This is a genomic window from Pseudomonas sp. 30_B, assembly GCF_017491605.1.
In the GTDB taxonomy this organism is placed as follows: Bacteria; Pseudomonadota; Gammaproteobacteria; order Pseudomonadales; family Pseudomonadaceae; genus Pseudomonas.
On record NZ_JAFGYY010000003.1, the window covers coordinates 76,582 to 99,834 of the forward strand.

The 23,253-nt window shown below is 64.9% G+C and carries 20 protein-coding genes; 9 read left to right on the forward strand and 11 right to left on the reverse strand.

Translation table 11 applies throughout. From position 1 onward, the window contains the following. Positions 1-13 precede the first annotated feature (13 nt). From J5M67_RS04060 to J5M67_RS04095, 8 genes are all read right to left on the reverse strand, one after another. Complete coding sequence (locus tag J5M67_RS04060; protein WP_207883557.1) at positions 14-985, reverse strand: peptide ABC transporter ATP-binding protein; 972 nt, start codon at positions 983-985, stop codon at positions 14-16. Then, entirely contained in the window at positions 982-1,959 is a 978-nt protein-coding gene (locus tag J5M67_RS04065) for an ABC transporter ATP-binding protein (RefSeq protein WP_207883559.1), read from the reverse strand. The genes J5M67_RS04060 and J5M67_RS04065 overlap by 4 nt, the downstream gene beginning before the upstream one ends. Positions 1,960-2,074: 115 nt before the next feature. Beyond that, the gene (locus J5M67_RS04070; RefSeq protein ID WP_207883562.1) at positions 2,075-2,986 is read right to left on the reverse strand and encodes an ABC transporter permease subunit; all 912 of its coding nucleotides are present in this window, start codon (positions 2,984-2,986) and stop codon (positions 2,075-2,077) included. Positions 2,987-3,000: 14 nt separating this feature from the next. Continuing rightward, a complete protein-coding gene (locus J5M67_RS04075) occupies positions 3,001-4,011 on the reverse strand; it encodes an ABC transporter permease subunit (protein WP_207883564.1) in 1,011 nt (336 codons plus the stop codon). A 60-nt stretch (positions 4,012-4,071) separates the two neighbouring features. Next, the gene (locus tag J5M67_RS04080) at positions 4,072-5,658 is read right to left on the reverse strand and encodes an ABC transporter substrate-binding protein (RefSeq protein ID WP_207883566.1); all 1,587 of its coding nucleotides are present in this window, start codon (positions 5,656-5,658) and stop codon (positions 4,072-4,074) included. Positions 5,659-5,669: 11 nt separating this feature from the next. Next, positions 5,670-7,091, reverse strand: a complete 1,422-nt coding sequence (locus J5M67_RS04085; protein ID WP_207883568.1) for an OprD family porin — start codon at positions 7,089-7,091, stop codon at positions 5,670-5,672. Positions 7,092-7,231: 140 nt separating this feature from the next. After that, on the reverse strand, positions 7,232-8,830 hold the full coding sequence (locus tag J5M67_RS04090) for an ABC transporter substrate-binding protein (protein WP_207883570.1): 1,599 nt from the start codon (positions 8,828-8,830) through the stop codon (positions 7,232-7,234). Between the two features lie 208 nt (positions 8,831-9,038). Beyond that, positions 9,039-9,602 (reverse strand): helix-turn-helix domain-containing protein, encoded by a 564-nt coding sequence (locus tag J5M67_RS04095; RefSeq protein WP_207883572.1) that lies wholly within the window; start codon positions 9,600-9,602, stop codon positions 9,039-9,041. Between the two features lie 135 nt (positions 9,603-9,737). On the opposite strand from J5M67_RS04095, the gene J5M67_RS04100 reads away from it, so the two are divergent. Further along, a complete protein-coding gene (locus J5M67_RS04100; protein ID WP_207883575.1) occupies positions 9,738-10,955 on the forward strand; it encodes a Xaa-Pro peptidase family protein in 1,218 nt (405 codons plus the stop codon). A gap of 235 nt (positions 10,956-11,190) precedes the next feature. Here the strand turns inward: J5M67_RS04100 and J5M67_RS04105 are convergent, their stop codons facing one another. From J5M67_RS04105 to J5M67_RS04115, 3 genes are all read right to left on the reverse strand, one after another. Next, positions 11,191-12,762, reverse strand: coding sequence for an ABC transporter substrate-binding protein (locus J5M67_RS04105; RefSeq protein WP_243434503.1), 1,572 nt, complete (start codon positions 12,760-12,762; stop codon positions 11,191-11,193). A 70-nt stretch (positions 12,763-12,832) separates the two neighbouring features. Beyond that, on the reverse strand, positions 12,833-14,437 hold the full coding sequence (locus tag J5M67_RS04110; RefSeq protein WP_207883579.1) for an ABC transporter substrate-binding protein: 1,605 nt from the start codon (positions 14,435-14,437) through the stop codon (positions 12,833-12,835). Between the two features lie 266 nt (positions 14,438-14,703). After that, positions 14,704-15,420 carry an SIMPL domain-containing protein gene (locus tag J5M67_RS04115; RefSeq protein WP_207883582.1) on the reverse strand — a complete coding sequence of 239 codons (717 nt, stop codon included), beginning with the start codon at positions 15,418-15,420 and terminating at the stop codon, positions 14,704-14,706. Positions 15,421-15,641: 221 nt separating this feature from the next. On the opposite strand from J5M67_RS04115, the gene J5M67_RS04120 reads away from it, so the two are divergent. The 8 genes from J5M67_RS04120 (at position 15,642) to J5M67_RS04155 (ending at position 23,235) form a co-directional block, all read left to right on the forward strand. Next, entirely contained in the window at positions 15,642-16,898 is a 1,257-nt protein-coding gene (locus J5M67_RS04120) for an ATP-binding protein (protein ID WP_207883584.1), read from the forward strand. Between the two features lie 24 nt (positions 16,899-16,922). Beyond that, a complete protein-coding gene (locus J5M67_RS04125; RefSeq protein WP_207883586.1) occupies positions 16,923-17,483 on the forward strand; it encodes a response regulator transcription factor in 561 nt (186 codons plus the stop codon). 67 nt (positions 17,484-17,550) lie between these two features. After that, positions 17,551-19,284: an ABC transporter ATP-binding protein/permease gene (locus tag J5M67_RS04130; protein ID WP_207883588.1), complete on the forward strand. Its 1,734-nt coding sequence runs from the start codon at positions 17,551-17,553 to the stop codon at positions 19,282-19,284. A gap of 191 nt (positions 19,285-19,475) precedes the next feature. Next, positions 19,476-20,444, forward strand: a complete 969-nt coding sequence (locus J5M67_RS04135) for a M23 family metallopeptidase (RefSeq protein WP_207883590.1) — start codon at positions 19,476-19,478, stop codon at positions 20,442-20,444. Further along, a complete protein-coding gene (locus J5M67_RS04140; RefSeq protein WP_243434480.1) occupies positions 20,425-20,793 on the forward strand; it encodes a hypothetical protein in 369 nt (122 codons plus the stop codon). The genes J5M67_RS04135 and J5M67_RS04140 overlap by 20 nt, the downstream gene beginning before the upstream one ends. Before the next feature lie 18 nt (positions 20,794-20,811). Then, positions 20,812-21,246, forward strand: a complete 435-nt coding sequence (locus tag J5M67_RS04145) for a polymer-forming cytoskeletal protein (protein ID WP_207883592.1) — start codon at positions 20,812-20,814, stop codon at positions 21,244-21,246. Between the two features lie 69 nt (positions 21,247-21,315). After that, positions 21,316-22,257, forward strand: coding sequence for an AEC family transporter (locus tag J5M67_RS04150; protein ID WP_207883594.1), 942 nt, complete (start codon positions 21,316-21,318; stop codon positions 22,255-22,257). A gap of 165 nt (positions 22,258-22,422) precedes the next feature. Continuing rightward, entirely contained in the window at positions 22,423-23,235 is an 813-nt protein-coding gene (locus J5M67_RS04155; protein WP_207883596.1) for a YfaP family protein, read from the forward strand. Positions 23,236-23,253: the final 18 nt, after the last annotated feature.

Genomic DNA, 23,253 nt, shown 5'->3' on the forward strand with positions numbered 1-23,253 from the left:
GGCCCACCGCGTTTCAGTTCAGGAATTGCTCCGCGTGGTGGCAGGCCACCTGGCGCTCATCCAGCAGGCGCAGCTCCGGCACCTCGGCCTTGCAGCGCTCGGTCGCGTATGGGCAGCGCTTGTGGAAGGCGCAGCCAGTGGGCGGGTTGAGCGGGTTGGGGAGTTCGCCCTGAATCTTGATCTTCGGCTTGGACGGATCGGGGTGGATGGCCGGGGTCGCCGACAGCAGCGCCTGGGTGTAGGGGTGCAGCGGGCGCTCGTAGAGCTTGTCCGCCGGGCCCATTTCCGCCGGGCGGCCGAGGTACATCACCAGCACGTCGTCGGCCACGTGACGGACCACGGCGAGGTTGTGGGAGATGAACACGTAGGCGGTGCCGAACTCCTGCTGCAGGTCCATGAACAGGTTGAGCACCTGGGCCTGGATCGACACGTCCAGCGCCGAGGTCGGTTCGTCCGCCACCAGCACCTTGGGCCGCAGCATCATGGCGCGAGCCAGGGCGATGCGCTGGCGCTGGCCGCCGGAGAACATGTGCGGGTAGCGCTGGTAATGCTCGGGGCGCAGGCCGACCTGCTTCATCATCGCCTGCACGCGCTCGCGGCGCTCGGCGCGGGAGAGGCTGGTGTTGATCACCAGCGGTTCGGCCAACTGGTCGCCGATCTTCTGCCGGGGGTTGAGCGAGGCGTAGGGGTTCTGGAACACCATCTGCACGTCGCGGCGCAGTTGCTTGCGCGTCTCGTGGTCGGCGCCCTTCACTTCGTGGCCGGCGATCTGCAGGGAGCCGGCGGTGGGCTCCTCGATCAGGGTCAGGGCGCGGGCGAGGGTGGACTTGCCGCAGCCGGATTCGCCGACCACGGCGAGGGTTTTGCCGGCCTGCAGTTCGAAGGACACGCCATTGAGCGCGCGGACCAGGGCGTGGGGCTTGAGCATGCCCTGGGAGATTTCATAGTGACGGGTGAGGTCGCGGGCGGTCAGGACGGCGTTCATCGGGCCACCTCGGTGTTCAGGTTGAGCGGATAGAAGCAGCGCACCGCGCCGCGCTCATGGGGTTCCAGCGCCGGGCGCACGTTGCGGCAGTTGTCCTGCGCGTAGGGGCAGCGCGGCGACAGCAGGCAGCCCTGCGGTCGGTCGTACTTGCCGGGGACGATGCCGGGCAGGGTGGCCAGGCGCTCTTCGCCGGCGCTGTGCTCGGGGATCGCCTTGAGCAGCGCCTCGGTGTAGGGATGGGTGGGAGCGTCGAACAGCGCCGGCACCTGGCCGATTTCCACCGCCTGGCCTGCATACATCACGCAGACGCGCTGGGCGGTCTCGGCAACCACGGCGAGGTCGTGGGTGATCAGGATCAGCGCCATGCCCTGGTCGCGCTGCAGGTTCAGCAGCAGCTCCATGATCTGCGCCTGGATGGTGACGTCCAGCGCGGTGGTGGGTTCGTCGGCGATCAGCAGCTTGGGTTCGCCGGCGATGGCCATGGCGATGGCCACGCGCTGGCTCATGCCGCCGGAGAGCTGGTGCGGGTAGGCGTCCAGGCGCTGGGCAGCGCCGGGGATTTCCACCCGTTCGAGCAATTCCAGGGCACGCTGGCGGGCAGCCTTGCCGCGCAGGCCGAGGTGCAGGTTGAGGACTTCCTCGATCTGGTAGCCGACGGTGAAACTGGGGTTGAGGGCGGTCATCGGGTCCTGGAAGACCATGGCGATGTCCTTGCCGACGATGCGGCGGCGCTCGCGGCCCTTCAGGCGCAGCATGTCGGTGCCGTCGAATTGCATGGTGTCGGCGGTGATGATGCCGGGGGCGTCGATCAGGCCCATCAGGGCCATCATGGTCACCGACTTGCCGGAACCGGATTCGCCGACGATGGCCAGGACTTCACCCTTGTCCACCGAGAGGTCGAGGCCATCCACCACCGGGATGGCATTGCGGTCGCCGAAGCGGACCGAGAGATTGCGCAGGTCGAGGAGGCTCATACGGCGGTCTCCATCAGGATCTTGTTGTTATGGCGAACGGCGGACGCGGGGAGTTGCAGGTTCGCGAGCAAGCTCGCTCCTACAGTGCGTGCGAAAGTCATCATTTGTGCCTTCCTCACGCCGCGTTCTTCAGCTTCGGGTCCAGCGCATCGCGCAGGCCGTCGCCCATCAGGTTGATCGCCAGCACGCTGAGCAGGATGGTCAGGCCGGGCAGCGAGACGACCCACCAGGCGCGTTCGATGTAGTCGCGCGCGGAGGCCAGCATGGTGCCCCACTCGGGAGTCGGCGGCTGTACGCCGAGGCCGAGGAAGCCCAGGGCGGCGGCGTCGAGGATGGCCGAGGAGAAGCTCAGGGTGGCCTGCACGATCAGCGGCGCCATGCAGTTGGGCAGCACGGTGACGAACATCAGGCGCAGGGTGCCGGCGCCGGCCAGGCGCGAGGCGGTGACGTAGTCGCGATTCAGCTCACCCATTACCGCGGCGCGGGTCAGGCGCACGTAGGCCGGCAGCGAGACGACGGCGATGGCGATCACGGTATTGAGCAGGCCCGGGCCGAGCACGGCGACGATGGCCACCGCCAGCAGCAGCGAGGGCAGGGCCAGCATGATGTCCATCAGGCGCATGATTACCGGGCCCAGGCGGTTGGGCGAGAAGCCGGCGAGCAGGCCAAGAATGATGCCGGGGATCATCGAGATCAGCACCGAGGTCAGGCCGATCATCAGCGACAGCCGAGCGCCATGCATCAGGCGCGAAAGCAGGTCGCGGCCCAGCTCGTCGGTGCCGAGCAGGAACTGCGCGTGGCCGCCTTCCAGCCACACCGGCGGGGTGAGCAGGAAGTCGCGGAACTGCTCGCTCGGATCATGCGGCGCCACCCAGGGGGCGAACAGCGCGCTGAACACGATGAGCAGCATGAACAGCAGGCCGCCGACCGCGCCCTTGTTGCGCGAGAAGGCTTGCCAGAATTCTTTCAGCGGGGAGGGGTAGACCAGGCTCGGGTCGCTGGCGGGAGCTTTGGCGTTGGCATTCATGGCGTCGGCTCCGGTTAGCGTTGGTGACGGATGCGTGGATTGGCGAGACCGTAGAGGATGTCCACGATGAAGTTCACCAGGATCACCAGGGTCGCCACCAGCAGGATGCCGTTCTGCACCACCGGATAGTCGCGGCGGCTGATGGCGTCGATCAGCCATTTGCCGATGCCCGGCCAGGAGAAGATGGTTTCGGTGAGCACGGCGCCGGCGAGCAGCGTGCCGACCTGCAGGCCGAACACGGTGAGCACCGGGATCATGGCGTTGCGCAGGGCGTGCACGAACACCACGCGGGCCGGCGACAGGCCCTTGGCGCGGGCGGTGCGCACGTAGTCCTCGCGCAGCACTTCGAGCATCGAGGAGCGGGTCATCCGGGCGATCACCGCCAGCGGAATGGTGCCCAGCACGATGGCCGGCAGGATCAGGTGGCGCACCGCGTCCATGAACGCGCCTTCTTCACCCGAGAGCAGGGTGTCGATGAGCATGAAGCCGGTCTTCGGCTCGATGTCGTAGAGCAGGTCGAGGCGCCCGGAAACCGGGGTCCAGCCCAGGCTCACGGAGAACAGCATGATGAGGATCAGGCCCCACCAGAAGATCGGCATGGAGTAGCCGGCCAGGGAGATCGTCATCACCCCGTGATCGAACAGTGAGCCCCGTTTGAGTGCGGCGATCACCCCGGCGAGCAGGCCGAAGACGCCGGCGAACAGCAGGGCCGCCAGGGACAGTTCGAGGGTCGCGGGGAACAGGGTGAGGAATTCGTTCCACACGCTATCGCGGGTGGTCAGCGACTCGCCGAGGTTGCCCTGGGCGAGGTTGCCGATGTAGTCGAGGTACTGCTGGTAGAGGGGCTTGTCGAGGCCCAGGCGGTGCATGGCCTCGGCGTGCATCTGCGGGTCGACGCGGCGTTCACCCATCATGACTTCCACGGGGTCGCCCGGAATCAGGCGAATCAGCGCGAAGGTCAGGAGGGTGACGCCGAAGAAGGTCGGGATCAGCAGACCGAATCGGCGTGCGATGAAACTCAGCATGGTGGTTGAGGACTCCTCATCGAGCGGCTACTCATCGGGGGTGCTGATGGCGCCGGTTTCTTATTGCTTCGCCTGGGTATTGGCGAAGTTGTTGGTGGTCAGCGGGCTGATGGTGTAGCCCTCGATAGTGCTGCGTCGCACATTGAACAGCTTAGGATGCGCCAGTGGAATCCATGGAGATTGTTCGTGGAACACGGATGTCGCCTTTCTATAAAGATCTGCCCGTTTGGCCGTGTCATTCGTCTGACGAGCTTCCTGAATCAGCGCTTCGAAGGCCTGATCGCACCAGAACGCCTGGTTTTCGCCGGATTTCGCGGCGGCACAGGAAAGGTTCGGGCTGACGAAGTTGTCCGGGTCGCCGTTATCCCCGGCCCAGCCCAGCAGCGATAGGTCGTGCTCGCCAGCCTTGGAGCGCTTGAGCAGCTCGCCCCACTCCAGGGAGCGGATCTGCAGGTCGACGCCGGCCTTGGCCAGATCCGCCTGCATCATCTGTGCCGCCAGTGCCGGGTTGGGGATGGTTGGCGAGCTGCCGTTGCGGATGAAGAGGGTGAGCTTGAGGTTTTCCGCCCCGGCTTCCTTGAGCAGGGCCCTGGCCCGCTCCGGGGCGTGCGGCCAGTCCTTGAGGTCCTTGTTGTAGCCCAGCAGCGTCGACGGATAGGGATTGATCGCCGGGCTCGCGGCATTGGCGCCGAACACCGCGTCGATCAGGGCCTGCTTGTCGATGGCGAGATTGATCGCCTGGCGCACGCGGACGTCGTCCAGCGGCTTGTGCTTCGTGTTGATGGCGACATAGGTGGTCATCAGCGCGTCGATGCTGTCCACCGCCAGGTTCTTGTCCTGTTGCAGGGCCGGCACGTCGGAGGGCTTGGGGTAGAGGGCGATCTGGCATTCGTTGCGGCGCAGCTTCTGCATCCGCACGTTGGGGTCGAGGGTGATGGCGAAGACCAGGTTGTCGATCGCCGGCTTGCCACGGAAGTAGTCCGGGTTGGCGCGGTAGCGCACCTGGGCGTCCTTGGCGTAGCGGCTGAAGACGAAGGGGCCGGTGCCGATGGGCAGGTTGTTCAACTGGCCCTGCTTGCCGGCGGCGAGCAACTGATCGCCATATTCGGCGGAGTAGATCGAGGCGAAGCCCATGGCCATGTCGGCCAGGAAGGGCGCTTCAGGGTGGTTCAGGGTGAAGCGCACGGTGAGGTCGTCGACCTTGTCCACCGACTTGATCAGGTCGCGCATGCCCATGGCGTCGAAGTAGGCATAGCCGCGACCGGCGGACTCGTGCCACGGATGCTTGGGGTCGAGCGCGCGCTGGAAGGTCCAGAGCACGTCGTCGGCATTCAGCGTGCGGGTCGGCTTGAAATACTCGGTGCTGTGGAACTTCACGCCGGGGCGCAGGTGGAAGGTGTAGGTCAGCCCGTCGGGACTGACTTCCCAGCGTTCAGCCAGGGCCGGCTCCAGTTCGGTGGTGCCGGGGCGGAAGTCCACCAGGCGGTTGAAGACGGTCTCGGCGGCGGCGTCGAAGCTCACCGCCCCGGTGTACTGGACGATGTCGAAGCCTTCGGGGCTGGCTTCGGTGCAGACCGCCAGGTTCTGTGCCAGGACGGTGCCGCTGCCCAGGGCAAGTAGCAAGGGAAGTGTGCGTGCGATGAACATGCCGGCTCTCCTTACAGCAGGTTGAACGGGAAGTTGCTGACCAGACGGATCTCGTTGACGCTGCCGTCGACCTGGTTCTGGCTGGCGAGGTGCTTCATGTAGGTCAGGCGGAAGCTGCTCTGCTTGAGCGGGCCACCTTGAAGCGTATAGCCGCTCGACAGACCCAGTTCGTGGTGTCTCTCACCGTCCTGGTTGCGCACTTCGTCGTAGTTGCCATAAGCACCGTTGCGGTCGCCGTCGTAGTGGGTGCCGTCGATGCCCCAGCCCTTGGCGTACCACGCCATGGTGGTCAGGCCCGGCACGCCGAAGCCGGCCCAGTCGGTGCTGTAGCGCAGTTGCAGGGATTTTTCATTGGGGCCGTTGTAGTCCGACAGCAGCGAGTTGGCCAGGTAGATGGCGGCGGTTTCGTGCACGTAGTCGAAGTACTCGTTGCCATTGATCTGTTGCCAGCCCAGCAGCACGGCATGGGCGCCGTGGGTCAGGGTGAAACCCAGGCTGTAGGCGTCGTTGTCGATGTAGCCGGCCTTGCGGTCACCGGTATCGTGGGTGTTGTAGTAGTTGAGGCTGGTATTGAGCGCCAGGGATTGCGGGTCGCCCAGGTCATGGGAGGCGCCGAAGTAGTACTGGTTCCAGACGTCCTCGAAGTTGCCGGCATAAGCCGTCAGCTTCAGGTTCTTGAGTGCCTGGTAGCTGCCACCGGCATAACTGAAGCGGTCACCATGGAAGCCCCGTGCACCGTATTCGCTGGTGAGGCGCTCGTTGCCCGAGGCCGTACGTGGGCTGGCGCGGGTGAAGCTGCCGCCTTGCAGTTGCAGATCTTCGAGCTCTTCGCTGAGCAGGCTGACGCCGTCGAAGGACGAGGGCAGGGCACGGTTGTCGTTGATGTTGAAGACCGGGGTCTCCACTTGCTGGCGGCCGGCGCGCAATTCGGTGCTGGAGGCGCGCAGCTTCACGTTGGCCAGGCCCATTTTCGACCACTGTCCCACGGCATCGCCATCGCTGTCGGTCAGGGTCCGGGTGCCGCCTCCGGCGATGGCTCCATGCCCGCGTTCCAGGGCGACCTCATTGAAGGCTGCAGCCTCCACGCCAACCCCGATGGTGCCCGGGGTATAGCCGGAGCTGTACTTGAGCTGGCTGCCCTGGGTCCAGGTATAGCGGCTGTGGGTCGGCTCGGTATAGCCGTCCTTCTTGATGTTGAAGTGGAAGCTGTCCTTCATCTGCTCGCGGGCGGCGAAGTTGCGGGTGCTGAAGGTCAGTTGCTGGCCTTCGATGAATCCGCTGGCGCCTGCCTGGCCCTTTACCACCACCTCTTCTGCACGATTGCCTTCCTCGGGCGGCAGGTCCTCACCGGCCTTGGCGGCCCAGGCCTGGTTCAGTACGGCACAGCCGATGGCCATGGCCAGCAGGGACCGGGTAAGTGCGTAGTGCTGCATGAGTTGCTCCTTGTTGTAGTTGGGTTTTCCTAGCAACGAATGCATCTCCTCCACCCATCGCGATGATGGGGGAGCCGGCAGGCGGAGGAGAAGGCGGAATGCGCCGCCCGGTCTGCGCCGGGCTGGCGTTCAGGCCGTGGTCAGGGCTGGTTGGCCACGCCGTAGAAGGAGTTGCGCCCGAAGGGGCTGATCAGGAAGCCCTGCACCGACTTGCGCATGGGCTGGTAGACGGTGGAGTGGGCGATGGGGCTGATGGGCAGCTGCTGTGCGAGGAGCTGCTGGGCCTTCTGGTAGAGGGCGACGCGCTGGTCGTGGTCGGTGGTGGCCTTGGCCTGGCGCACCAGTTTGTCGTAGTCCGCGTTGCACCACTTGGAGACGTTGTTGCCGCTCACCGAGTCGCAGCCGTAGAGGGTGCCCAGCCAGTTGTCCGGGTCGCCGTTGTCGCCGGTCCAGCCGAACAGCATGGCGTCGTGTTCACCCGCGTGGGCGCGCTTGATGTATTCGCCCCATTCGTAGGTGACGATCTTCGCCTTGATGCCGACCTTGGCCCAGTCGGCCTGGATCATCTCGGCCATCAGCTTGGCGTTGGGGTTGTAGGGGCGCTGCACCGGCATGGCCCACAGGGTGATCTCGGTGCCTTCGGCGACGCCGGCCTTCTTCAGCAGCGCCCTGGCCTGTTCCGGATCGTAGGCCTGGCCCTTGATCGAGGCGTCATAGGACCACTGGGTCGGCGGCATGGCGTTCACCGCCAACTGGCCGGCGCCCTGGTAGATCGCATCGATGATTGCCTGCTTGTTCAGCGCCATGTCCAGCGCGCGGCGCACGTCGGTCTTGTCCAGCGGGGCGTGGGTGACGTTGTAGGCCAGGTAGCCGAGGTTGAAGCCCGGCTGCGAGGGCATGTTCAGGTTCGGGTCCTGTTTCAGCGCTTCAAGGTCCGCCGGGCGCGGGTTCAGGGTGATCTGGCACTCGCCGGCCTTGAGCTTCTGCACGCGCACCGAGGCGTCGGTGTTGATGGCGAAGATCAGGTTGTCGACCTTCACGTCCTCGGGCTTCCAGTAATCCTTGTTGCCCTTGAAGCGGATCAGCGCGTCCTTCTGGTAGCGGCTGAACACGAAGGGGCCGGTGCCGATGGGCTTCTGGTTGATCTCGGCGGGCTTACCCTGCTTGAGCAACTGGTCGGCGTATTCGGCGGACTGGATGACGGCGAAGTTCATCGCCAGGTTCTGGATGAACGCGGCGTCGACCTCGTTGAGGGTGAACTTGACGGTGTGGTCGTCGACCTTCTCCACCTTGGCGATGTTGCGGTCCAGGCCCATGTCGGTGAAGTAGGGGAACTCGGTGGGGTACGCCTTGCGGAACGGCTGCTCCTTGTCGAGCATGCGGTTGAAGGTGAACAGCACGTCGTCGGCGTTGAATTCGCGGCTCGGCTTGAAGTACTCGGTGCTGTGGAACTTCACGCCCGGACGCAGGTGGAAGGTCCAGGTCTTGCCGTCGGCGGCGGTTTCCCAGCTTTGCGCCAGGGCCGGCTGGACTTCGGTGCTGCCGCGCTGGAACTGCACGAGGCGGTTGAACAGGGTTTCCGAGGTGGCGTCGTAATCGGTGCCGGTGGTGTATTGGCCGGGGTCGAAGCCCGCCGGGCTGCCTTCGGAGCAGTACACCAGGCTGGATGCGGCGTGGGCCGCGGAACCGGCGAGCAACAGCCCGCCCAGGGCGATTGCATGCAGGGGATTACGTCGCATGTTGCGCATTGCCTGACCTCATTCTTGTTCTTCTGAGGGGGCCGGAGAACCGATAGGGTCCGGGACCGGCTCGGGCGGACGGGGCCGGGTAGGGCCGTCCGTAAATGGCTGGATCGTGGGTGTCCAGACCGTCGCAGAAGTTAAGTCAGGCTGAAATTAAGTTCAACTTAAAATTCAGTGGGACTGAAAGTTTTTCCAGTCCTGTGAGTCAGGTCGAGGAGTGTTCGCCGAACAGCGGCAGGGTGGTGACCGACAGCATTTCCGCGACGCTGTCACCGGCGTTGCGCAGGCAGTGGCGTTTGCCAGAGTCAAAATGCACGGAGTCGCCCGGACCCAGCGGGTAGGTATGACCGTCGATCACATAAGTGATGCGCCCGCTGAGGACATACGCGAATTCCGAGCCGTCGTGGGTGATCAGTTCCGATTCGTAGCCCACCGGAACCGTCACCTTCACCGCATTCAGCTGGTTGCCGGGAAAGCTGCTGGACAGGCGCTCGTAGCTCAGCGGCTGGCCTTCGATGGTGTAGCGCACGCGCTCGCCCTGATGCGAGTCCGGCGGTATCTGCTGCGGCGAGTCGAACAGCGCGTTGAGCGGCACATCCAGGGCCTTGGCGATGCTCGCCAGGGAAGACAGCGAGACGCCGGTGAGATTGCGCTCGGCCTGGGACAGGAAGCTGGCGGTAAGGCCCGACTCGGCGGCGACCTGGTTCAGGGTCTTCTTCGCTGCGCGCCGGTAACGGCGCAGGCGCTCTCCGATACGATCTGAGGACATTGGCAAGGCTCTTGTAGGACGCCGGCAGCATACCAGCGTCATCGCCCGCTGAGAGCATTTCGCCATAAAGTCTTTGACCGAAAATTTCAGTGCTGCTTAAATTTCTGCGGTTTTTCATTCTCGCGGGAGAGTCGCATGACACTGGGTGTAGGGGGCGTCAGCTCCGAACAGGCGCTGGCCAGGTTGCCGGTAATGACCGCTGGCGCCGCGCCGATCACGCTGGAGGAATACCGCCAGCGCATCGAGCGCCTGCAGCAGCTCATGCGGGCCCAGGGGATGGCGGCGGTGTTCGTCGACGCCGGCAGTTCGCTGTTCTATTTCACCGGGCTGAAGTGGAACCCCAGCGAGCGGATGGTTGGTGCACTGGTGCCGGCGCGTGGCGAGGTGCATTACATCGCGCCGGCCTTCGAAGAGGGCACGGTGCTCGACCTGCAGGTGCTGCCGGGCAGCATCAGCGTTTGGGCGGAGCACGAAAGCCCCTTCACGTTGCTGATCGGGATGCTGGCGGAGATCGAAGTCGGCGCGGGTGCGCGGGTCGGCCTTTCCCATAGCCTGCCGTTCGGCATGTATGAGCGGCTGCGGCAGGTCGCCGGAGCCGTGCAACTGGTCGATGCGGGGGCGCTGGTCGAGCAGTGCCGGCGCTGCAAGTCGCCGGCCGAGCTGGCGCTGATGCAGCGGGCCAAGGACATGACCTTGGAGGTGCACAAGGCCGCCGCCAGCATCCTGCGCGAAGGTATCACCACCCTTGAGGTGACACGCTTCATCGAGGCGGCGCACCGCAAGGTCGGCGCGCCGGGTTCGACCTTCTGCATCGTACTGTTTGGCGAGGACAGCGCCTTCCCCCATGGCGTGCGCCAGCCGCGCCCGCTGCGCGATGGCGACATGGTGCTGATCGACACCGGCTGCCAGCTGTACGGCTACAACTCGGATATCACCCGCAGCTATGTGTTCGGCACGCCCAGTGCGCGCCAGCGCGAGCTGTGGAACCTGGAGAAGGCCGCGCAGCAGGCGGCTTTCGATGCAGCGGTGCTTGGCTCGCCTTGCGAGTTGGTGGACGCTGCTGCCCGGCGTTGCCTGGAGGCCGGCGGCCTCGGGCCGGACTACGCATTGCCCGGCCTGCCGCATCGCTCGGGTCACGGCATCGGCCTGGATATTCACGAAGGCCCATACCTGGTGCGTGGCGACAGCACGCCGCTGGATGTCGGCATGTGCTTCAGCAATGAGCCGATGATCTGCGTGCCTGGGGAATTCGGTATCCGTCTGGAAGATCACTTCTACATGACGGCGGAGGGACCGCGCTGGTTTACCCGGCCGAGTCATTCTGTGGACGACCCGTTCGGCCTGGAAGCCTGATCGTTCGCGAACAATCGTGCCCTGATGTAAGGCTATGGGTAGGAGCGGACTCCGTCCGCGATTGGCCCGATTCGCGCCGGACGCCATCGCGGACGAAGTCCGCTCCTACAGGGGAAATCCACCCCATCCGACGGCGCGAGGCCGCTCTTGTAGGAGCGGAGCTTCTCCGCGAAATCCCGGCACAGCCGGGACAAGGCGACGCAGAACACCGGCTTGCCGGCGTCCGTTCCTGCAGTTATTGCGTCAACTCGACCCGCGAGAAGTTGTTCGAACCCAGCGGGCTGAGGGTGAATCCCCTCACGTTCGGGCGCAGCACCGCGAACTGCTTCGGGTAAGCCAGGGCGATCCACGGCGCTTCCTGCTGGAAGATCGCCAGTGCCTGCCGGTACAGGCCGGCGCGGACCTCCTGGTCGGTACTGGCGCGGGCCTGGCGCAGCAGTTCGTCGAACTCGGCGTTGCACCAGCCGGCCTGGTTCTCGCCGCTTTTGGCGGCGGCGCAGGAGAGGTTCGGCGTAAGGAAGTTGTCCGGATCGCCGTTATCGCCGACCCAGCCCATGAAGATCAGGTCGTGTTCGCCCTGCTTGGCACGCTTGATCAGCTCACCCCATTCGAAGACGCGGATATCCGCCTGGATACCGATCTTGTTCAGGTCGTCCTGCAGCATCTGCGCGCCGATGCCGGGATTGGGGTTGGTCGGACCGCCGCCGGGGCGGGTCCAGATCGACAGCTTCAGGCCGGGTTGGATACCGGCCTCCTCCAGCAGCTGTTTTGCCCGCGCCGGGTTGTGCGGCCAGCCCTTGAGCTGCGGGTCTGAGCCCCAGAGCGTCGGCGGATAGGGCGCTATGGCCGGCGTGGCGGCGCCTTCGCCGAATTGCGCCTTGAGGTAGGCCTTGCGGTCGAAGGCGAGGTTGATCGCCTGGCGCACGCGCACATCGTCCAGCGGCTTGTGCCGGGTATTGAGGGCCACGTAGGCCACCAGCAGGGAATCCAGCTCCTCCACCTTCAGGTTCGGTTCCTGGCGCAGCGCGGGAATGTCGGTGGGCTTGGGGTAGACGGCGATCTGGCAGTCGCCGGCCTTGACCTTCTGGATGCGCACGTTCGGATCGGGGGTGATCGCCAGCAGCAGGCGCTCGATCTTCGGCTTGCCGCCCCAGTAGTCCGGGTTGGCGTTGAAGCGCACCTGGGCGTCCTTCTGGTAGCGCTGGAAGACGAACGGACCGGTGCCGATGGGCAGGTTGTTCAGTTGCTCGGCCTTCTGCGCCGCGAGCAGCAGGTCGCCGTACTCGGCGGAATAGATGGAGGCGAAGCCCATTGCCAGGTCGGCGAGGAAGGGCGCCTCGGGGTGCCGCAAGGTGAAGCGTACGTGGTGGTCGTCGAGCTTTTCCACGGCGCTGATCAATCCGGGCAGGCCCATCGACTCGGCGTAGGGGAAACCACGTGGCGCGAGCTTGTGCCACGGATGCTGCGGGTCGAGCTGGCGCTCGAAGCTCCAGAGCACGTCGTCGGCGTTGAATTCGCGGGTGGGGCTGAAATAGTCGGTGCGGTGGAACCTCACACCCTGGCGCAGGGTGAAGGTGTATTGCAGGCCGTCCGGGCTGATCTCCCAGCTTTCCGCCAGGGCGGGCACCAGGCGGGTGCTGCCGGGAGCGAACTGCACCAGTCGTTCGAACACCGTCTCGGCCGATGCATCGGCGGTGGTGGCGGCGGTGTACTGGGTGATGTCGAAGCCTTCCGGGCTGGCCTCGGTGCAGACCACCAGGGACTGGCCGAAGGCTGGCGCGCAGCCGAGGAGGCTGGCGAGGGTCAGGCGGGCGAGCGCGGTGCGCACGGCGGTTGCCGGGAAAGAAGGCCGCCGGGGAGCCCGGCGGCCATTGGCCTTACTTGCCGACGCTGACGCCGTAGAAGGAGTTCAGCGCGAACGGACTGATCTTGAAGTCCTGCACCGTCTTGCGCATCGGCTGGTACACGGTGGAGTGGGCGATCGGGGTGATCGGCACCTGCTCCTTGAGGATGTGCTGGGCCTGCTTGTACAGCTCGGTGCGCTTGGCCTGGTCCGGCGTGCGCTTGGCTTCCTTGATCAGCGCGTCGTAGGGCTTGTCGCACCATTTGGAGAAGTTGTTGCCATCCACGGCGTCGCAGCCGTAGAGGGTGCCCAGCCAGTTGTCCGGGTCACCGTTGTCGCCGCTCCAGCCGATCAGCATGGCGTCATGCTCGCCGCCCTTGGCGCGCTTGATGTACTCGCCCCACTCGTAGGTGACGATCTTCGCCTTGATGCCGACCTTGGCCCAGTCGGACTGGAGCATCTCGGCCATCAGCTTGGCGTTGGGGTTGTACGGGCGCTGTACCGGCATGGCCCACAGGGTGATCTCGGTGCCTTCGGGCACGCCGGCCTTCTTCAGCAGTTCCTTGGCTTTTTCCGGGTTGTAGCCGGCGTCCTTGATGCTGTCGTCGTAGGACCACTGGGTCGGCGGCATGCCGTTCACGGCGAGCTGGCCGGCGCCCTGGTACACGGCGTCGATGATGGCCTTCTTGTTCACCGCCATGTCCAGCGCTTCACGCACTTCCAGCTTGTCCAGCGGCTTGTGCAGCACGTTGTAGGCGATGTAGCCGAGGTTGAAGCCCGGCTGCGACGGCATGTTCAGGTTCGGGTCCTTCTTCAGCGCTTCCAGGTCGGCCGGGCGCGGGAAGAGGGTGATCTGGCATTCATTGGCCTTGAGCTTCTGCATGCGCACCGAGGCGTCGGTGTTGATGGCGAAGATCAGGTTGTCGATCTTCACCTCACCCTTGTTCCAGTAGTCCGGGTTGGCCTTGAAGCGGATCATCGCGTCCTTCTGGTAGCGATTGAATACGAACGGGCCGGTGCCGATGGGCTTCTGGTTGATGTCGCTGGCCTTGCCCTGCTTGAGCAACTGGTCGGCGTACTCGGCGGACTGGATCGAGGCGAAGCTCATGGCCAGGTTCTGGATGAACGCGGCGTCGACTTCGTTGAGGGTGAACTTGACGGTGTGGTCGTCGACCTTCTCCACCTTGGCGATGTTCGCGTCCATGCCCATGTCGGTGAAGTAGGGGAATTCGGTCGGGTAGGCTTTGCGGTACGGATGGTTCTTGTCGAGCATGCGGTTGAAGGTGAACAGCACGTCGTCGGCGTTGAACTCGCGGGTCGGCTTGAAGTAGTCGGTGGTATGGAACTTCACGCCGGAACGCAGGTGGAAGGTGTAGGTCTTGCCGTCAGCAGATACGTCCCACTTTTCCGCCAGGCCAGGAATGACCTGGGTGCCGCCGCGCTCGAACTGGGTGAGGCGGTTGAACACGGTTTCCGCCGACGCGTCGAAGTCGGTGCCGGTGGTGTACTGGCCGGGGTCAAAGCCCGCCGGGCTGCCTTCGGAGCAGTAGACCAGGTTGTTGGCGGCGTGAGCGAACAGCGGAGCGCTGGCGATCAACCCAGCGGCAATCATGGAGCGGATGACGGCGTTCTTACGCATACGGACCTCTGGTTATTCTGGTTGTCATCGAGGCACAGCCTTGTGGGCTGCGTTGCGTGAAACTATGCATGGCACATGCCGTGCGCAAGCTACTGACGGGGATGAGTGTAGAAGTTGTGACGCGAGTGCAAGGGAATGTCGCAATTTCGACAATGGGAACCGTGCGGTCAGGTCACGGCGTCCCGGTTCCCGGTGGCGCCGCGCGAGGGGAGACGGGATGGCGTTACCGCCGGCCCGCAAATGGGGCACGGCGGTAACGACAGCGGTCAGGGCATCTGCACTTCGATCGTGCCGTCGGCGCTGACCACGACCTGGCTGGTGCCGGCTTCGATTTCCTGGGCAGGTGCGCCGCCGTAGCTGTCGGCCTTCATTGCCGCCATGCGCATCACCGGCATCGGGCGCGGCGCGCCGGAGGTGTTCAGGTTCAGGCTGACCAGCTTGTAGCCCTTGCCGCCGAGGGCATCGGTGAGCACCTGGGCGCGGGCCTTGAAGGCGCTCACGGCGTCCTTCATCAGCGCATCTTCATTCTTCACCCGGGTGGCGTCGGCGATGCTGAAGTCCATGCTGCCCATCTTCAGCTTGCCCAGCAGGTCGGCGGTGAGCTGCGAGAGGGCGGCGAAGTCGGCGCTCTCCAGGCGGACTTCCGCGCGTTCGCGCCAGGCGGTGATTTTCTGGCCCTTGTCGTCATACACCGGGTAGCTGTTGCGGCTGCCCAGGCTGACGGTCACGCCCTTCACCTTGCGTGCCTGCTCGACGGCAGCATTCAGCGCGGTGGTGGTCTCGGCCGCCAGCTTGGCCGGGTCGCTGCCCTGGCCTTCGCTGAACAGGGTCACGTGCATCAGGTCGTGGGCGACTTCCTGGCTGACCTCGGCGCGCAGCGAAACCTGGTTGTAGCGAGGTTCGTCTGCCAGGGCTCCCAGGCTGGTGGCGCACAGGGCGATGGCGGCGGCGATGGCGGTGAAGGGTTTCTTCAGTACAGACATGGATGACTCCTTGCTCCAGAAAATGTCCCGGCCACAGCGTAGTTGAGGCAGTGGCGAGGACTGTCAGACCCTTTGACGGGGATTGGTTCCGGAACGGGTTAACGGTGGATGTCACCAATTGTTTCCGACCGCCGCGACCCGCGCTGGAGTATGCTGTGGCGCTATGCCGCATAAGTTGGAGGGGGCTCTTGGCTATACTCGCGCAAATTCCGGAATTCACCATGCGCACACCGGTTTTCCAGCTTTCCGCCAGTCGTCAGAACCTCCTGCATCTGACGCTTATCCGTATTCTCGTGCTTGCCGCCCAGGCGGGTTCCGTCGGGCTCGCCTACAAGGCCCAACTGATCCAGCTGCCCTGGCTCGCCCTGGGCGTGACCCTCGGCGTTTCCCTGGTGCTCTGCCTGGGCACCGCCCTGCGCCTGCGTGGCCCCTGGCCGGTGACCGAGCTGGAATATGCCGTCCAGCTGGCCTGCGACCTGATCATTCACAGCGTGCTGCTGTATTTCTCGGGCGGTTCCAGCAACCCCTTCGTCTCTTATTACCTGGTGCCGCTGACCATTGCCGCGGCGACCCTGCCCTGGCTCTATACCATCGTTCTCGCCGGCCTGGCGCTGGCCAGCTACACCGTGCTGCTGGTCTGGTTCCACCCGCTGGAAATGGCCGCCGGGCAGCGCGACAACCTGCTGGTCTACGGCATGTGGCTGAGCTTCGCCCTGGCCGCCGCGCTGATCACCTTCTTCGTGGCGCGCATGTCCGAATCGCTGCGCCGCCAGGAGCAGCTGCAGGCCCAGCGCCGCGAGGAAGGCATGCGCGATCAGCAACTGCTCGCCGTGGCCACCCAGGCCGCCGGTGCCGCTCACGAACTGGGCACGCCGCTGGCGACCATGAGCGTATTGCTCAAGGAATTGCGCCAGACCAATGCGGACCAGCCGATGTTGCAGGAAGATCTCGCCCTGCTGCAGGAGCAGGTGAAGCTCTGCAAGGACACCCTCCAGCACCTGGTGCGCGCCGCCGAGGCTGATCGTCGGCAGGCGGTGGTGGAGCAGGGGGCTGACGAGTGGGTGGATTCCGTCCTGCATCGCTGGCACCTGATGCGTCCGGAGGCCAGCTACCGTTACCAGACTCTCGGCAAGGGCAAGGCGCCGCGGATGGTGCCGCCCACCGACCTGAGTCAGGCGCTGCTGAACCTGCTGAACAACGCCACCGACGCCTGTCCGGACGACCTGGATGTCCGTCTGGACTGGGATGCCGGGGAAATCTGCCTGAGCATCCGCGACCAGGGGCCGGGCGTTCCGTTGGCCATTGCCGAACAGCTCGGCAAGCCTTTCTTCACCACCAAGGGCAAGGGTTTCGGCCTGGGCCTGTTCCTCAGCCAGGCCAGCGTGACGCGGGCGGGCGGTACGGTGAAGTTGTACAACCATGAAGATGGCGGCACTCTGACGGAGTTGCGTCTGCCAAGAAGCTATGGCGTGGCTTGAGGGCCACGTCTGCGAGGAAGTCCCATGAGCGAAGAGATCCAGTTCGAAGGCGAAGAGCAGCCCCACCTGTTGCTGGTGGACGACGACACCACCTTTACCCGCGTCATGGCCCGTGCCATGACCCGTCGCGGGCTGCGGGTATCGGTCGCCAGCTCCGCCGAGGAAGGTCTGGCCCTGGCCAAGGAAGACCTGCCCGACTACGCCGTGCTCGATCTGAAGATGGATGGCGATTCCGGCCTGGTGCTGCTGCCCAAGCTGCTGGAGCTGGACCCCGAGATGCGGGTGGTGATCCTCACCGGCTATTCCAGCATCGCCACCGCGGTGGAGGCCATCAAGCGCGGCGCCACCAATTATCTGTGCAAGCCGGCCGACGCCGACGACGTGCTGACCGGGCTGCTGTCCGAGCATGCCAACCTGGATACCCTGGTGCCGGAAAACCCCATGTCGGTGGACCGCCTGCAGTGGGAACATATCCAGCGCGTGCTTGCCGAACACGATGGCAACATCTCCGCGACCGCCCGTGCTCTGGGTATGCACCGGCGAACCTTGCAGCGTAAGCTGCAGAAGCGCCCGGTGAGGCGTTAAGTAAGCGATAACACGAGGAGCGCCAACTGAGCGCTCCTTTTATTTTCAGCCGTGCGAGCGAGATTCCATGACCGATAGCGCCGAATACCGCGCGGCGAACGACGCCGTTCGCAGCCACTTCTTCCACCGGGTCTGGCAACTCACCGCGCCCTACTGGCGCAGCGAAGAAAAGGGCACGGCCTGGCTGCTGCTGATCGTGGTGATTGCGCTGTCGCTGGTGGGCGTGGGCCTCAGCGTCTGGCTCAACAGCTGGTACCGCGACTTCTACAACGCCCTGCAGAACAAGGACCTGAACAGCTTCATCCATCTGATGCTGATGTTCTGCGGCATCGCGGCGGTGTTCATCCTCACGGCGGTCTATCGCCTATACCTGACCCAGATGCTCACCATCCGCTGGCGCCGCTGGCTGACGGAAAAGCATTTCGCCGCCTGGCTGGGCGACAAGAACTACTACCGCCTGGAGCAGCGCGGACACACCGACAACCCTGACCAGCGTCTGTCCGAAGACCTCAACAGCTTCACCGACACCACCCTGACCCTCGGCCTGGGCCTGATCCGCAACCTGGTCAGCCTGGTGTCCTTTGCGGTGATCCTCTGGGGCGTGTCCGGCAGCGTCGAGCTGTTCGGCATCACCATTCCGGGCTACATGTTCTGGGCTGCATTGCTCTACGCAGCGGTCGGCAGCTGGCTGACCCACCTGATCGCCCGCCGCCTGATCGGCCTGAACAACCGCCAGCAGCGCTTCGAGGCTGACCTGCGCTTCGGCCTGGTGCGGGTGCGCGAGAACGCCGAGAGCATCGCCCTGTACAACGGCGAGGCCAACGAGAACGAGCGGCTGATGACGCGCTTCCGCAACGTCTGGGGTAACTTCTGGGAGCTGATGAAAGTCCAGAAGCGCCTGACCTTCTTCAGTTCCGGCTACGCGCAAATCGCCACCGTTTTCCCCTTCATCGTTGCTGCCCCGCGCTATTTCTCCGGGCAGATCCAGCTCGGCGAACTCATGCAGATCAACTCGGCCTTCGGCAACGTGCAGGACGGCCTGAGCTGGTTCATCGATGCCTATGCCAGCCTCGCCACCTGGCGCGCCACCTGCGACCGTCTGCTGAGCTTCCGGGGCGCCATGGCCGAGACGGCCCACGAGTCCGCCAACATCGATGTCCGCAAGACCGGCGACAGCCTGCAACTGCAGAACCTCAGCCTGAGCCTGGGCAGCGGTCGCGAATTGCTCGAGCCCGCCAGCCTGACCGTGAACCCCGGCGAACATGTGCTGATCGGCGGCCCTTCCGGTGGCGGCAAGAGCACCCTGCTGCGCGCGATGAGCGGCCTGTGGCGATACGGCAGCGGCGTGGTGCAGATGCCCGAGGCGCGCTGCCTGTTCGTGCCGCAGAAGCCCTACCTGCCGATTGGCACCCTGGCCGAAGCACTGTGCTATCCGGAGCCTGGCAACAGCCACGACGCCGAGCGGATGACAGAGGTGTTGCACCTGTGTCGCCTGGACTCGCTGGCGGCTCGCCTGGACGAAGCCGATCACTGGCAACGCGTGCTGTCTCCGGGCGAGCAACAGCGCCTGGCCATTGCCCGCGCCTTGCTCTACGCCCCGCGCTGGCTGTTCCTCGACGAGGCCACCTCGGCCCTGGACGAAGCCGACGAAGCGGCGCTCTACCAGGTGCTGCTGGAGCAGTTGCCGGGCGTCACCCTGGTCAGCATCGGCCACCGTGTCAGCCTTAAGCGTTTCCACCCCCGGCAGTTGCGCCTGGAAGATCGCCGGCTGCGGGAAATGGAGGCGGTGTTGCCGGCCTGATGGCAGTTTGATTCCCTAGCAGACTGTGAGCTGGTTAGTAGGAAACGTCTGAAAGTCATCTCAAAAGGGATGAATTCTTCTTAATTTCTTACATTTCCCAGTGTTTAGTCGCTGCTAAATTTTCAAGAACAGGTACCCTGTGCGCCCCGGCCGGGCACTGCCCGGCCTCAAGGCTGTTCAACGGTACCCTTATGAAGTCCCTTTCCCCGTCACGGCAGGCGCTGACCCGCTCGGACCTGCGCCTGATCGACCCGCGCCGGCTCCTGCTGGGCGCTGCCAGCGTGTCGCTGGTGGTGGCCGCTGCGGCTTTCGCCGGCGGCATCTGGGTGGGGCGCGCCCATGTGGAGCCCGTCGCGCCGCCCGTCGCGCAGGCCGGGAACAGTACCGAGGCGCCGGAAGAGCGCTTCGCCGCCGAGCGTATCGGTCAGCTGTCCGGTCGCCTGCAGGTGCTGGAAAAGGACGCCGCCTACCTGTTGCAGGCCGTCGAAAGCCACGAGGAAATCACCCGCAAGCTGTCCAAGCTCGACCCCGCGCTGGTCCCGCCGGCCAAGGCGCCTGTGGTTAGGCGTGCGACTGATGGTGAAGGCGGCATCCTGCTGCCGCCGCGTCCGTGCGCCGAGCCGCTGCCGTCAGCCGACATCGAGCAGAACGAGCGCTCGGCCCGCTGCCTGCGCCGCGTCTTCGATCAGCTGATGGACCAGGTTGCCCGACGCAGCGCCGACTTCATGGCCATCCCGGCGCGTCGGCCGATGGAAGACGCCCGCCTGGGCTCGCCCTTCGGCAACCGCGTCGACCCGTTCAATCGCCGCCTGGCCTTCCATTCCGGCCAGGACTTCTCGGCGCCCACGGGCAGCCCGATTCACGCCGCCGCCGGTGGACGCGTGATCGTCGCCGACCGTAATTCTTCCTATGGCAATCGCGTCGAGATCGACCACGGCAATGGGCTGGTGACGCGCTATGCCCACGCATCGAAGCTGCTGGTCAAGGTGGGTGACGTGGTGCTGCCGGGGCAGGAAATCGCCAAGGTCGGGTCTACCGGCCGTTCCACCGGGCCGCACCTGCATTTCGAAGTTCTCTACCACGGCGAGTTCGTCGACCCGCAGAACTTCCTCTCTCTGGGCGGCATGGAGATCGACAGCGATGGCCTGGCTTCGGACTAGGAAGCCTTCCACCCGCGACCTGCTGCGCGCCGAGCACCTGCCGCATGTTCCGCGCAGCCCGGCGCGGCTGGGCTGGGTGGCCTTGCTGCTATGCGTTGTCCTGTTGGCAGCGCTGGCGGGAGTCTACCTGCTGCGTACACAGGATGACGGGCAGATGCGTCAGCGTATCGAACTGCTGGAAGCCGAGAACGCTCGCCTGAACGCGGCGCTGGACGAGCGACGCCTGCAAGGCGAAGAGGATGGCGCCAATCGCGAGCAGCTGATGCGCCGGATCGACGCGATGTCCGCCGAAATCAAGAAACTCAAGACCGAGCTGGCCTTCTTCCGCCAGCAGAAACCTGGCAAGTAGTCCGTCACAGGAGGACAGATGTTCAGCAGCAACAAGAAGAAGACGCCGCAGGTATCGGTGGACAAGTTCTCCAGCCTGCTCTCGGGCAATGTCGATCTGGTCGGCGACATGCAGTTCCAGGACGGCCTGAAGATCCTCGGCACGGTGAAAGGCAACGTCTGTCACAAGCCCGGCGCGGCCAGCCTGCTGGCGCTCAGTGCGGAAGGGCGGATCGAGGGCAACGTGAGCAGTTACGACGCGCTGATCGATGGCACCATCATCGGCGACCTCTATGTAGAGCACCTTCTGGAGCTGCATTCCAACGCGCGTGTGGTCGGCAACATCCAGTACCGCCAGCTGAGCATGGAGAACGGCGCCACGGTGGATGGCAAGCTGACCCGACTGGCCGACGGCGAAGCGCCCAAACCGCTGGAGCTTCCGGCGCCGGTGCGCGAAGAGGCGGCCGAAGCCTGATTTGCCCCGGCGGGACCGGTGCCTGGCTTGCTATGATTGCCGTTCCCGCTGCCCTGAACGTTCCGCCCCATGCTCGCACTCCTGCTCCAGACCTTCGGCATCACCGCCCCGGTCTTTGCCATGCTGTTCCTCGGAGTGCTGCTGCGCCGCGTGGGCGCGATCAATCCGGCGTTCATCCAGACCGCCTCGGCACTGGTGTTCAACGCCACCATGCCGGCAATGCTGTTTCTCGGCATCTATCACTCCGACCTGCATAGCGCAGCGCGTCCGGCGCTGCTGCTGTACTTCTGCGTGGCGACCCTGGCGGGCTTCCTGCTTGCCTGGGGTTGGTCGATCTGGCGGGTGCCCCACGCGGATCGCGGGGTCTATACCCAGGGTTCATTTCGCGGCAACAACGGCATCATCGGCCTGGCACTGGCCACCAGCCTCTACGGTGACCACGGCCTGGCGCTGGGCTCGGTTCTCGCCGCGCTGGTGATCCTCTGCTACAACACGCTCTCGTCGGTGGTGCTGGCGATCTACAGCCCGAGCATGAAGTCCGACCCCTGGAGCATCTTCAAGAGTGTGCTGCGCAACCCGCTGATCCTCGGTGTATTGGCGGCGCTGCCGTTCTCCTGGCTGCAGATCGCGCTGCCGGCGTGGCTGCTCACGTCCGCCGGCTACTTTGCCCAGATGACCATGCCGCTGGCGCTGATCTGCATCGGCGGCACGCTGTCGTTGGCCTCGCTGCGGGAGAGCGGTGCTCTGGCGGTCAGCGCGAGCCTGATGAAGATGGTCTGGTTGCCGCTGATCTGCACCTTCGGCGCCTGGTTCTACGGGTTTCGCGGCGCGGAACTGGGCGTCCTGTTCCTCTATTTCGCCAGTCCGACGGCGGCCGCCAGCTTCGTGATGGCCCGCGCGGCGAACGGCAACCACGAGCTGGCAGCCTCGATCATCGTGATCACCACGCTGGCGGCGGCGGTGACCACCAATATCGGTATTTTCCTGCTGCAGTGGGGCGGCTGGATGTAAGCACGACGGGCACATTTGCAGATCGCCGAAGTGCGACAAAAATGATGAGCTTTGTAAGACATTGCTGAAACACTACGCTGCGGCTCCAAGGCGCGGTGAAGTTCATTTCTTCGTTGTACAAGAACAGTTACATTTGCCGATCTTCTGCACGATCAAGGATTGTTCATGCAACTCACACGCCGGATTCTGTATGCCGCCTCGTGTCTGCCGGCCTGCCTGCTGGCAGCCGTGGCCGCTGCCGAACCGGGTGCCGAGCTGAGCAGCCCAACCGCCGGCTGGCGCTATTCCGGCCTGACCGATGATCCCAGCGTGCCCCGCGTGGCCTATCCGACCCCGCCCATCGACCGTGGCGGTGCGCGCGGTCGCAGCCTGATCGAGGGCCACCTGCGTGAAGTGTCCGGTGTCGACCGCGCCCAGCGCCTGGTGGTCAACGGCAACCCCCTCCCTCTGTATACCGACGCCGAAGGCAAGTTCGTCCGCCCATACAACTTCGGCGCGGGCAGTAACAGCGTCGCGCTGAGCAGCGACCAGGGCAAATCTCTCAAGCGCCTCCAGTTCTACGAGGCCAACAACAGCCGGATACCGCCGCGCATCCGCTTGGCGCTGGGCTGGAACGACCCCAAGGCAGAACTCGACCTGCATATCGTCACGCCCGATGGCCAGCATGCCTTCTGGGCCCACCCGCGCCTGAGCAACGGCGGCGGCCTCGACCCGGACGGCGTCGATGGGCCCGGTCCGGAAATGTTCACCATGGCCGCGCCGCTGCATGGCACTTATCTGGTCTACGTGAACTACTGGGGCAACTACAACGCCAGCCAGGGTTACAACTTCCAGGAAGGCAATCACGAGCAGGATGTGATCACCGCGGAGATCAACCTGGTGTTCAACGAAAATACCGTCAACGAGAAGCGCGAGACGTTCGTGGTGCCCATGCGCACCATCGGTGATCTGGTGCTGGTGAAGACCTTCAACTACTGAATTCGCCCCTCGCAGGGA